At 37.5% G+C, this 12,900-nt stretch carries 9 protein-coding genes; 6 read left to right on the forward strand and 3 right to left on the reverse strand.

Features of this window, described 5'->3' with window-relative positions:
* Nucleotides 1-42: 42 nt before the first annotated feature.
* A complete protein-coding gene (locus tag HX062_RS07050; protein ID WP_286466915.1) occupies nucleotides 43-735 on the reverse strand; it encodes a DUF2589 domain-containing protein in 693 nt (230 codons plus the stop codon).
* A 358-nt stretch (nucleotides 736-1,093) separates the two neighbouring features.
* On the opposite strand from HX062_RS07050, the gene HX062_RS07055 reads away from it, so the two are divergent.
* On the forward strand, nucleotides 1,094-1,753 hold the full coding sequence (locus tag HX062_RS07055) for a response regulator transcription factor (protein ID WP_286466916.1): 660 nt from the start codon (nucleotides 1,094-1,096) through the stop codon (nucleotides 1,751-1,753).
* 118 nt (nucleotides 1,754-1,871) lie between these two features.
* Here the strand turns inward: HX062_RS07055 and HX062_RS07060 are convergent, their stop codons facing one another.
* The gene (locus tag HX062_RS07060; protein WP_286466917.1) at nucleotides 1,872-2,693 is read right to left on the reverse strand and encodes an AraC family transcriptional regulator; all 822 of its coding nucleotides are present in this window, start codon (nucleotides 2,691-2,693) and stop codon (nucleotides 1,872-1,874) included.
* Between the two features lie 152 nt (nucleotides 2,694-2,845).
* Between HX062_RS07060 and HX062_RS07065 the strand changes: the two genes are divergently transcribed.
* The 3 genes from HX062_RS07065 to HX062_RS07075 all read left to right on the forward strand — a co-directional run bounded on the left by HX062_RS07065 (nucleotide 2,846) and on the right by HX062_RS07075 (nucleotide 4,673).
* Nucleotides 2,846-3,388, forward strand: coding sequence for a GNAT family N-acetyltransferase (locus tag HX062_RS07065; RefSeq protein WP_286466919.1), 543 nt, complete (start codon nucleotides 2,846-2,848; stop codon nucleotides 3,386-3,388).
* A gap of 220 nt (nucleotides 3,389-3,608) precedes the next feature.
* Entirely contained in the window at nucleotides 3,609-4,187 is a 579-nt protein-coding gene (locus tag HX062_RS07070) for a Crp/Fnr family transcriptional regulator (RefSeq protein ID WP_286466920.1), read from the forward strand.
* 63 nt (nucleotides 4,188-4,250) lie between these two features.
* Complete coding sequence (locus tag HX062_RS07075; protein ID WP_286466921.1) at nucleotides 4,251-4,673, forward strand: GNAT family N-acetyltransferase; 423 nt, start codon at nucleotides 4,251-4,253, stop codon at nucleotides 4,671-4,673.
* On the opposite strand, the gene HX062_RS07080 is transcribed toward HX062_RS07075, so the two are convergent.
* A complete protein-coding gene (locus HX062_RS07080) occupies nucleotides 4,668-5,390 on the reverse strand; it encodes an FAD-binding oxidoreductase (RefSeq protein ID WP_286466922.1) in 723 nt (240 codons plus the stop codon). The two genes, HX062_RS07075 and HX062_RS07080, sit on opposite strands and share 6 nt — an antisense overlap.
* 365 nt (nucleotides 5,391-5,755) lie before the next feature.
* Here HX062_RS07080 and HX062_RS07085 point away from each other — a divergent pair, with 365 nt between their 5' ends.
* The gene (locus tag HX062_RS07085; RefSeq protein WP_286466924.1) at nucleotides 5,756-11,473 is read left to right on the forward strand and encodes an MBG domain-containing protein; all 5,718 of its coding nucleotides are present in this window, start codon (nucleotides 5,756-5,758) and stop codon (nucleotides 11,471-11,473) included.
* An 88-nt stretch (nucleotides 11,474-11,561) separates the two neighbouring features.
* On the forward strand, nucleotides 11,562-12,425 hold the full coding sequence (locus tag HX062_RS07090) for an outer membrane beta-barrel protein (protein ID WP_182627562.1): 864 nt from the start codon (nucleotides 11,562-11,564) through the stop codon (nucleotides 12,423-12,425).
* The last annotated feature ends 475 nt before the right edge of the window (nucleotides 12,426-12,900 follow it).

The raw sequence follows: 12,900 nt of genomic DNA on the forward strand, positions 1-12,900 counted from the left end.
TTAGAGGAATGTTGGGAGATCTTTTTTAGACTTGTAACTCCTTTATTCCGTTAGTTGATTTTGGTTTTGCGCATTAGGTTGCGGGCTAGTCTGCGGAATAGTCTGCGGGCTAGTTTGTTGCTGTATATTTACAGGGTCCATGGCTTTTGAAAAAAGATCGAGTAGGGTAGTTACACCCGTTGAAAGCGGAAGCTGGCCTGCGTGAACGCTCACGCTGTATTTGGCAGCATTACTTTTTTTGTACTGTTGATTTTCACTGCTTGTTTGTGAAGCATCATAACTTACTTTTCCTCTAACTTCAGCTGAAAAAACCCCAAAACCTATTTTGGCTTCTAAGGAAGCCTCAGCTGCTTTTTGCTCTTTTGTTTCTGAAGTTTCTTCAGCTACATAGCTGGAGTAGACTTCCATATCAAAGTGAATATCGACTTGATCAACTGCAAGTGCATTGAGGGGGATAAGCGTCATTAGAGGGAGCTGAAAGACTGTTTCTACTTGGGTTGTGGTTTGCTCGTCTTGCCTAACGGATCTGTTGAGTTTCATAGTAACCAGAATGGCTTGATATGAAATAGAAGAATCAGTTCCGCTTTTCACAAAACAAGTGTCTAAAATAAACTTGGTCTGTGAGAGTGCCATTTTTGCATTAGCATCTGCCGCTGCATTCAATGGGCCACCTATCAAGGCGTCCATTGGTAGTCCCGTAAATTGTTGGGACATGGATACTAAATTTACTTCCATAACTTTTCTGTTTTTAGTTTACTTGAAATTACGCTTGGAATACGTATCGTCCTAGGGTATAATTACTGGAATTATCCAGTGAAATTCCCTTTTTTTAGCTATATAGCTGAGGGGATCCCACTATTCGCTGTCACTTTTTGAGGAATTCATCCCATTCTTATCTCGATATGGCGTACTATTTGTTTAGTATCTTGTGTTGGACGGTGGACGGGCAAATTACCTTTGGCAGTTGTACAATTGTTTGCTCAAACAATTCCATTCTCTGTTTATCTCGACTTGCTTTTACTCATACTCGTACGTGAAAGATTTTAAGTAAACTTCTCTTATTGTGGAACAAATCTAATAGCAGCTATACCGGATGAAATATAAAATCACACTTGTAGAAGACGATACGTTAATACGAGAACTATTGACAGAATTTTTAAACGCATCAAAAGACTTTGAGGTTTGTTACTCTTTTGGGGGTAGTAGCAATCTGTACGAATTAGTTATGAGTCACTGTTCAAAAATGGATTTAATAATTATGGATTTTCAATTGGGAGACAAGCATATGGAGGAATTGTTAGTACATTTGAAACAAGCAGCGTTTGGCGTTCCTATAGTGATCGTAACCACCCAATACAATCCTGTTTTAATTGAGTATATGATGAATTTAGGTGTTTCGTGTTACCTACCCAAAAACATCAAGTTAAGTGAATTTTTAATACTTTTATACGAGGTTGTGCAGAAGGGACATTATCTGGATAAGGAGCAGTTTACCTATTTAAAAGAAGCTGTGTATGACCATGCAGAAACGTCAACGCTCAAGCAGTTTAATATTTCTAAGCGAGAAGTAGATATCCTCTATCTTTTGGCCCAACAATACACGGCAAAAGAAATAGGCAAACGCCTTTTCATATCGCCAAAAACAGTGGAGAACTACAAAAGTGTCCTCTTTGTCAAAACTGGAACAAAGAGCATTGTGGGTTTAGTCCTTTGGGCTATACATAGGCGAATTATTTCGGTTGACTCGAGGTAAGCCCTCTAGGTTATACTGGTTATAACAAGGAGAAATCCCACATAGAGGCCTTGCGCTTAGCAGTATTCAAAAGGTGTGCTCCTTAGACTCGAAAACATCTTCTATCCCTGTAATTGTCTCACTTTCTATACATACTTAATGAAACTCCCGTCTCTCTTTTAAAAAATCGCCCCATATAGGAAGGGTCTACAAAGTTTAATTCTTCTGCAATTGTACCAATGCTCTTATCTGTAGTTAGGAGTAAGTTTTTTATTTCGAGAATAACCTGTCTATTAATGAGGTCTTTCGGAAGGTCGTTGAGATGGCTTTTTGAAATTTGAGCCAAATAAAATGGGGTAATATGCAGTAGATCTGCATAAAAGGCAACATCTCGATTGGTTTTGGCATATTGCCCTATAAGTTCCCAAAATTTCCAACAGTGTTCTTCCTTTCTACTAATTTTTTTCTTCCTCAGTTGATCGTATCCATCGATATAATTGACCAGGTGTAAAAAGAGGTTTTGAAAGTGATTACAGATGATACGATCAAGGTATGTACTAGACTGTTCTAAGAAATAGTTGAGTTGTAATATCCAAAATTCCAACTGTGTGCGCTGTTCACTTGTCATTTGAAGGACAGGATAGTCGTGCAAAAATCCAAACAACGTATTGGGGAGGTGATACGCTATTTCGCTGGCGAGTGAACGATCAATCCCGTAAATATAAGCAGAGAACTCGTCGGTTTTTTGTTGTACAATCACCACATCATCACTGGATAAAACGGTAAGGGTGTTTTTGTTGATGATATAGTCTGTAAAGTTAACACTTAGCGTTGCTTCACCTCTTAGGCAAATAATCACAACGAGATAGGAAAGCGAAAGCGGATAATTGAGCTGTTCGCTAAAGGATATAGGGCCGTGCGATAGGCTTATAGCTGTCTTTTTTAAATCGAAGTCCTGCATGACATAGTTTGGATAGTTGTGTAAAATTATTCATTTTATTCTACTATTCTTTACGATAGTTTTCAAAAGTACCGAAATAGCGCAAATAGTAGACTAAAAACAGAGGAAGACCTGCTTTACTTTTGTCCTAGATATAAATAAAGAAGTAAAAGATGAAATTAACAACAGATCGATTAATCTTAAGGCCTTGGGCATTAAGTGATGCAGAAGATTTATTTCGCTATGCAAAGGAAGAACAAATTGGACCAGCGGCAGGATGGCCAGCTCATAGCAGTGTGGAAGAGAGTATCACGGTTATAGAAGAGGTATTTTCTAAGCCAGAGATTTACGCCCTTGCTTTAAAAGAAAATAACCGCGCTATTGGTTGTATTGGTTTATTAGTAGGAGAAGATAGTCATTTGCCAATTTCTTCCTCTGAGGGCGAAGTGGCGTACTGGCTAGGTGTTCCATTTTGGGGGCAAGGTTTAATACCAGAAGCGCTAGAGGCGATTATTGCACATAGTTTCGAAAATTTAGCGTTCACTGACCTTTGGTGTGTATTTTATGAGGATAATGAGAAATCTAGACGAGCACAAGAAAAATGTGGATTTAAGCATTCTCATCGCATCGAAAATCAAAGAAATGAAGCAACGGGTGATTATTGCGTTGAATACGTCAGTCGGTTGACTAAGAAAGACTGGCTTGCCAATCGATAACACAAGGCCGGAGCGCCGTATTACATACCAAAAGGGAGTATCGAACGATGACTTGATACTAGTGAATCTCCTTTTATAAAGGCGAGTGTACAGATACGTACACTTGCTTTTTTTATGGCTATTACCCGTTTCCTTCTGAAAAAAGGTTTTTTAGTGCCTCTACCATCTATTGCATATATAGTTTTGATGTAGTTATTTTACTATTTAGATGAGATCGGCTATGTTATTACAAAAATTATTAGGTGAATTTGAGATAAAAGACAGGGTGTTTACAGCGGAAGAAGAAAAACTATTCGATTCTTTTTTTGAGTATAGGCCAGTGAAAAAGAACACCTTTTTGATTCGAGAAGGAGAGATTGAGACGTATAGCTACTTTGTGTATAGTGGGATATTGCGTTGTTGGATATTGGATCAGCATGGAGTAGAACAGACGTTTTGGTTTTGTAAGGAGGGAACATTTTCCATGTCCAATATTTCCCTTACTTTGGGTGAAAGGGCTACTTTTAATGTACAGACCTTGGTTGATTGTGAAATTTATTGCATTAAAAAAGAGGAAATAGGTGCGCTATATGCTGCTATTCCAGCACTTACACCTCTTTTTGAAAACTTGACAGCTCGTTTATTGGATCGATTATTACATCGGCAAGTGGCTTTAATCAAGTATTCGCCTGAGGAGTATTATGTGGAACTAAGGTCTACTTTTGGCGCTGCAATTCACTCCATCCCATTGAAGGATATTGCCTCTTTTTTAGGCATTACTCCTCAGGCGTTGAGCAGAATTCGCAAGCGCATTTTTTAACTTGGGTTCAGTAGAACGTGAATAAAAGAGATGACCTTTGCACTACTTTAAAAATTAAATAGGATGATACGACCAATCAACACAACAGATTATCCCCGCTTATTGTGCATTTGGGAAAGTGCTGTTTTAGCGACTCATGATTTCTTAACATCGGAAGATTTTAGCTATTACAAAACACATTTACCTTCTTATTTTTCATTTGTAACCCTTTGGGGATACGAAGAAGAGGGTGAATTAGTAGGATTTATGGGAATTTCGGGCAACAGTTTGGAGATGCTTTTTATTGATGAAACCACAAGAGGCCGTGGAATAGGTAAGGCGCTTATTCAGTTCGGTATGCAAGAGCAAGGTATTCGTAAAGTAGAGGTCAATGAGCAGAATACACAAGCCTTAGGCTTTTATGAATATCTGGGGTTTAAAGTAATAAACAGATTGGAGGTGGATGGACAAGGAAAGCCCTATCCCATTTTACAGCTGGAATTATAACCCTTCAATACCTTCTACCCAATAGCCTCGAGTATAGACTTTACTCATTGTTTTATCTTTGATGACTTTTCTAAAAATTTGAATCGATTTTGCATCTCCTGTCAACAAGAATACTGCCTCTTTCCACTCAGGCATCACAATAGGATCCAACTGACTGATTAACCTTTCGCTTCGAAAGGTTTTTTTTTTGGGAAAAACGAGGGATTGTTCAATACCCAACGCCAAGGGAGCTGTTTTGTTTTCTTCGTCTAACTCAAATAGGAACAAGTATTTATACTGCTTCTCCTTCCATTTTTGACAGAGGGAATACGCCAATCCCAACGAGGTTTCATCTCCGAAAAAAATAAAGCTAGCTGTAGAAATCGCTAAGTAATTGCTATTCGCATGTAAGCTATTCATGCTTATAGTATCCCCCATTTTAAGTTGATGCATAAAATGTTGCCCTGTACCTCCATTGGGGTGAAGGTAAGCGATTAACTCAAGAGTTCCGTTGTCCTTGTCTAGCTGAGATATAGTGTATTTTCTCGTCTGTATATAGTTGAGTTTAAGACTGAGATAAGAACCGCTGCTAAACTGTAAGTTTTTAAAATCCCCTTTGAGTTGAATAACCTTAACAGATGGCGTTACAGTGGTAATTGCTGAAACTTGAGCCAAAGGCAACTTATACGGAGTGAATCCAATAAAATCCAAAACTCTTCTGAATAGGTTTGTGATCATATATTTTTTATTACAAAAATAGCGTAAAAAACCTGGGTAAAGACAAGAGAAAAAATTGTTTTAAATGGACAAAACACTGTTTTAGTACAACGAAGTGTTGTTTGTAAATTGGGTTTTTATTAACATTAAACTTATATCTGTGTTTTTAGCAAAAGTCAATATGAATAAAGTTTATATTTTTATCATTAGTAATAACGTAATGTTATTTAAATTACTATATTAGTAATTATTTGAAAATACTAAAAAAGCGTATTATTTTTTTTAACGGTATCTTTTATTAAAAAGTGCAAAAATAAGATGTAGATATTAACAGTAAAATAACCCTTACCTATAGAAATACTAATGAAACTAACCAAATAATGATTATGAATAAACAATTACTTTTTAAACTCCTATTGAGTTTGATGTTATTATCGGTTCATATGGTTAGAGGACAAGAGTACATGCCTCTAACCATCAGTTCTGGTTTTAACGAAGATGTTATTGCGGAAAACAGTCCCGCATCAACCTTTACTACATCAGCAGTAGATGCGACGAGTAGTGGGGCAAATAATGCTTTTATGTCCAGGTCCTACCCAGGAGCAACCGTTGGACTTCCCGCGAATGGATTAATTACATCTATTGCTAGTGCAACGCCAGGATTGCAATTTCAATTGGCACCCTACGATGGAAATAATGTATTAAAGCTCAATGAGCTTAATTCGGGAGGCACATTAGCTTTAACAAGTGCTTTTCCAATTACTAAGCTTTTTATTTTAGCCACTTCGGGTAGTAGTGCATCGACCTTTACAGGGACGATAACCTTTACGGATGGGACAACACAAGCTTTTGGTTCTCAGTCTGTCCCAGATTGGTATGACACGGGAACATCTCCTGCCGCTATCCAAGGTATTGGTAGAGTACCACGCGGTAGTGGAAACCCAGATAACAATACGACAAACCCGAAGATATTTCAGGTTCCTATTGCGATTGAGCAAGCCAATCAAAGCAAACTTATCCAGCAGATATCTTTTACAAAGACGAGTAGCTCCACTGGTTTTTTGAATATTTTTGCTGTTTCAGCAGAATATATACCCGTTTGCCCAAAACCTACTGCTTTTGCTGGTAACGGAATTACATCTTCTGGAATTGTTTTAAGTTGGGTGAGTAGCGGCACATCTTTCGAAGTAAAATATGGTGCAACTGGTTTTGATGTAGTATCAGCAGGAACAACCATAACTACTACAAGTACAGCGCATGATCTTTCTGGTTTAACTGAAGGACAAAGGTATGATGTTTATGTTCGTAGAAATTGTGCAACGGATGGTTTCAGTGCTTGGGCAGGTCCTTTAACCTTTACAGCAGAAAATGCTTTCCAAATTGGAGATGGAAACGAAACGAGGACTGGTGGCACTACAATTCCTGTAACAAATTTCAATTTTAATTACAGCCAACAAATTGTAACAGCATCAGAATATGGGCTACAAGGAGGTGGAGTAGGACCTATAACGAAGATCCGTTATTATGCGACTAATATCGGAACATTAAGTGTTTGGAATAACTGGACAGTTTATATGGGTAATACAACAAAAGAAGTATTTAACACCACTACTGATTGGATTCCCTTAACGGATTTAACTGAAGTTTTTAATGGAACGATTACAGCGGTATCAAATAATTGGTTTGAAATTACATTGACAACTCCTTTTAATTATACAGGAGATAATATTGTTATTGCTGTACATGAGAAAACACCAGGTTGGTCAAGCGCGCCAACATTTAGAATGTATAATAGTGTTGTAAACCGTGGTATTTTATATCGAAATGATTCTACAAATCCTACACCTGCTACACCACCAACAGCTAGTAGTTTAGAGTCACAGCTACCACAAATTCAGCTTATAGGTACTGTATCAAGTTGTAGACCACCATTTAATTTTTCTTCAAGTCTAACTTCGTTTACTTCAGCGGAGATATCTTGGTTAGGAAGCAGTAACACTACGCTTTATGAATATGCAGTTAGCACTTCAAATACAACTCCTACCACATGGTTAACAACTACGCAGACGTCGCTTGCATTGTCTGATTTGACCCCTAATACCCTTTATTACATCCATATGCGTTCAAAATGTGGAACCGATAGTTTTAGTATACCGATTTCTTATTCTTTTTATACCGAATATTGTCAAGTAACTGGGGCTAATAATTCCAATAGAATTAATGGCGTAAAGACAACAGGCGGATATACTAATATCGATAACCTTAATAATGGGACAGCAAATGCTTATAGCAATTTTTCAGATATGAAGGTTACACAATCACCTGGAGGAGAGGTGAGTTATGCAGTAAATCTTCCTTCTTCTACAGCAATTAAAATTTGGATCGATTTTAATAATGATTTTGTTTTTGATGATTCAGAATTGGTTGCTTCCCATTTAACGTATTCTTCAGCAGGTAATACAACAGGTACATTTACAGTACCAGCTAACTTGCCTTTAGGAGATTATCGCATTAGAATTCGCTCTCAGTATTATACTTATTCTTTTGAGGCATGTGGAGAGGCACAATTTAAATACGGTGAAGCAGAAGATTACACTCTTTCAGTTGTTCCTGAGCCTACATGTGCTGCACCTTCAAATCAAACTGCGGAAAGAGTAACAGCAATTAAATATATATTGGGATGGACCAGTACTGCTACATTGTTTGATGTTGAACTTGTTAATGTTACTGCAGGAGAAGTTGCCACAGGTACACCAACACACCAAGGAGTATCAAATCCTTTAACGCTTTCAAATCTAAACGTATCAACAGAATATAAATTTTATGTTCGTACAGTCTGTGGTGAGAATGATCATAGCTTATGGCAAGGACCTTTTACGTTTAGAACGCCATTAGTAAAGCCAACACCTTGGCATGAAGATTTTTCTGAAGAAAATGACAATTTGCCTTTTGGATGGGAAGCTCCAAGTTCAAGTAACTGGGAGTATGAAGAATTTGCTACAACAACTGGAAATAGTTTAGCTACCAATTTATATGATGATTGGCTTTGGAGCAATGATTATGCTACAGTATCAACTATTAATGTAGGACCTATTTTAAATGAAGATATATTTTCATTTAAGTATTTGTTCAAAAATACATTCGGAAATTCTTCACCTACTGCAGGAGTAGCTGATATTGTTATTTCATTTTCAACAAATTATGGAGCAACATATACGCGAATAGCTACAATAAATAACGATGTTCAATCAGGCTGGAGTACTTATACCAAAGATATGACTTCGTATGTAGGACAATATGTCAAAATTAAAATAGAGACAAATTTAAAAGTTTTCAGAGGAGATGATTTCTATGTAGCAATTGATGATTTTGATATTTCAGGAGGTATTCCATGTTATGAGATAGAAGAAGCTACAATAGATGTTTCTACAAGTGATGGGCCTACTTTAACTATTGAATCAGAAGCAGCTAAATTTGATATTCAATATGGATTAGAAGATTTTGAATTAGGCGAAGGTACAGTTGTAAATGATATCTTAAGTCCTTATGTATTTGAGGATCTAGAAGCAGAAACAACTTATGATGTTTATATTCGCGGACAATACTGTGAAGAATGGACGGGACCTTTTACCTTTATGGTAGAAGCCGCAGAGTTACAGGAAATTACAGTAGAAGATGTAACCAAAGTATACGGAGAAGAACCTTTTATTCACGGATCATCAAGTAGCGGACTTCCTTTAACCTATGCTGTAGCAAATGAAGAAGTTGCTATAGTTGAGGAAGGAGAATTAGTAATAAAGGGAGTAGGAACAACTACTATCACAGCGAGTCAAGTAGGAAGTGGAATGTATTTACCAGCACAAGATGTTGCGTTTACGTTAACTGTTACGCCTGCAGCATTAGAAATTGCAGTAGATGAAGGACAAGAGAAAGCTTATGGAGATGAAGAGCCTACATTGACCTATACCACCACTGGTTTAAAATATGCGGACACAACAACTTCATTTACAGGGGCATTGGCAAGAGAAGCAGGTGAATCTACGGGAACTTATCCAATTGAAATAGGCACACTTGAAGTTGGACCGAACTATGAGGTTACCTTTATAGGAGAGGACTTTATCATTAAACAGGCCGAATTAACAATTACGGCAGCGCCACAAACAAAAGTGTATGGAGAGGCAGATCCGACACTTACTTTTGAGGCAACAGGATTCAAAAACAATGATACAGTAGAAACACTTTTAGATGGAAACTTGATGCGTGAAGCTGGAGAGAATGTAGCAACCTATGCAATTAATCAAGGGATTTTAGCAAGTACTAATCCGAACTACCAACTTGTTTTCCATAGTGCTGCATTTACTATAACACCAGCCGTGTTAAGCGTTTATCCAGAAGGGGCGACGAAGATTTATGGACAACCAGATCCTGTATTCCAGTATGAGATTAGTGGATTCCAATTTAACGATACGAGAGAAGGTGTTGTGAGAGGGACGATTCAACGATTAGGAAGCGAAAATGTAGGTCGTTATTTCTATAGTATAGGTAGTTTACACACCCAGCCTTCAAATTATACGTTTGTAATTGCCAATCAATCGCAATTTACTATTACTCCAGCCGCAGTACACGTAGTGGTGACAGCTGATCAACAAAAAGTATTTGGTCAGGCAGATCCAGTGCTAGCTTATACAGTAGAAGGGCTACAAAGGGGAGATTACGTTTTGAGTTCTTTTACAGGTCGTTTAGAGCGTGAAGCAGGGGAAGACATTGGTACGTATGCTATTTCACAGGGAACACTTGCTCCAAGAGCTAACTATACCTTGGCATCGTTTACGGGAGCTCAATTTGAGATCACTAGTGGACACATTGAAGGGCTTACTTTGGCTAATGCAACCTATGTATATGATGGAACGCCAAAATCACTTGTTGTTCAAGGGGATATTCCTGCAGATGCGGTAATTACCTATACGAATAACAGCCATACGAATGTTGGCAGTTATACAGTAACCGCTCAGGTAGATTATGGAGCTAATTTTGAGCCAATTACCCTAGAGGGAGTTTTGACTATTATAAAAGCAGATCAAACGCTTCGCTTTGTTGCGCCGGTTCAGGTTATCCTTGAAGAAACGCCAACACTTCGCTTGGTTGCAGAGGCGAGTTCAGGATTGGCAGTTACCTTTAGTATTGATCGTGTAGAAGAGCAAGAAATAGCAACTGTAACTCCATCAGGGGATATTCAGTTCTTAAAACCTGGTTTTGTTACTGTTACGGCACGTCAAGAAGGAAATGAAAACTACAATGCCGCACTGTCTATCGATAGAAAAATTGAAGTAATTAAGCAAAATGCATCCATTCTCAATCTAATCATAGACGGCGTATCTTATAACACGGATGAAGAAGAAGTGCATGTGATTATAGGGTGTGATAAACCACAAGATGTGGTGGTAATTGAGGTTGAAGTGGAATCAGGAGTAACGGTACAACCAGCGGATTACTTTGAAGTTGCTGTTCCTACTTACGGTATATACGAGCAACTAATTACAGTTATTTCTGCCCATGGAAATGAAAAAACCTACAAAGTGATCATTGACAAACGCATTGCTGCAGATCTTCTAGTACACCAAAAATACGGTAATCTACTTTTGGTTAACAACAACAAAGAGACCAATGGAGGCTATGTATTTACTGCCTATGAGTGGTTTAAAGACGGAGAGTCTGTAGGTAAGAAACAGTTCTATGCTGCAGGAAGTGAGTCGGGCAGTAAATTTGAAGCAGGAGCGATTTATCACGTAGAAGTAACCCTGCACAATGGCAAGAAAATGATTAGCTGTCCAATTGTTATTGAAAATCAAGTAGAAGACACCCTAAGTGTTTATCCGAATCCTGTACAGAAAAGCCAAATGTTACATATTACGTTGGACAATCAAGTACAAGAAACAGCGAGCTATATGATCTACGATATCAAAGGACAGACTATTAAGGGAGGTGAACTTCAAAAAGGAGATATGCGCATTGAAATTCCTGCCACTGTTTCTTCTGGTTCATATTTCTTAGTAATGAAAATTGATGGTAAAGAACGACGTGTTCAATTTATTGTCAAAGAATAAAGAATACTATTTTTAAAGAAAAAGTGGGTTCATACCAAGTGAACCCACTTTAAAAAAGAGGTAAATTTCTAATTAAATTCAGTTACAGATGAAAAAATATATTGGTATTCTAACGCTAGGACTTTTAGTAGGAGGCTATCAACAAGTACAGGCGCAATACAGTCGACACTACTTCAACCAACACGAAGTAGCAGTCAGTGTAAAGGCAGGCATGCTACAGAACTATGGTAGCTTGCCTAGTCAAATTTCGAGTGATTTAAAATTCAACACAGCCATTGGTTTACAGTATGATTATTACCTAAGTAGACAATGGAGCTTAGGTATTGGAGCCCAATATGCTATGTATACAACGGATTTTACTGGCTCGAATTTAACAGGTCAAAGTGAGGAAATTGATTCGGATAATCAAAAATTCATCTTCTCTTATGACGGAAAAACGTTTAAAGAACAGTGGAAGGTGAATCAAGTCAATATTCCTTTAACCGTGCAATATGTAGGAGAAGCAGAAACAGCGATATATGTGCGAACAGGCGTTCAATTCTCCCTGATGATGAGCAGTAAACCAACGGTTACGTGGAACAATTTGCAAACTTCGGGTTACTTTCCTGCCTATAATTTGCTGTTAGACGAAGCATTACTTTATGCGGGCTTTGGTTTTCAGGAAAAAGTTGAACACAAACCAGACCTTGAGTTAAAAGATCGTTGGGCATGGATTGCTGAAGTGGGGGTAAAACACAACATTAGCGAAAATCAAAATCTATATGTTGGATTATACTTCGACTTGGGGCTAAACAATCAAAAGCCGAGCATTAATGAAAACAAAGAGCATATCCTAGTTTATAAGCCTGAGCTAAACAATGCCTTAGAGTACAACAGTATTCAGGAAAGCTCCAAAGCAGTCTTTAAGAACTACAGCTTTGGAATTCAACTTCGCTATGCAATTGGATTGTAGCAAATAGTAGTATGCAAGTACATACAGAGTGCAACTGAGCCTAAAAACTCAGTTGCACTTTTTTTATTTTTAGCCAAGTGGAGGCGCGTTTAACTAGAAGAACAAACGTTTAAATAATATGAAGCAATAAAGCAAGCCGATCGAAGGCTTGATGAATGTTTGCATCATCACAATTGCATCAATGATGCTAAAAATATAATATAAAAGGTATATTGTGAGTTATTTTTACGATTTAGTCTAATTTTTTGTGATTTTGGTTGTTTTTTTGTGTTTAATTTCAAAACGATTTCTCTATAATAATTAAGATTCTATGCAAACTAAAATCACACCAGAATACTTGAATAATGTTGCTATAAAAGCTTCTTTAAAAAAATATGACTCTATTATTGCTAAATTAGAAAAAAGTGCCCGAAGAGGTAAAAATGGCATTGTCATAAACTATATTCCCGAGGTCTTAGTAAGTAGGTTAAAAAAG

It is taken from the genome of Myroides sp. DF42-4-2 (assembly GCF_030326445.1).
Taxonomy (GTDB): domain Bacteria; phylum Bacteroidota; class Bacteroidia; order Flavobacteriales; family Flavobacteriaceae; genus Flavobacterium.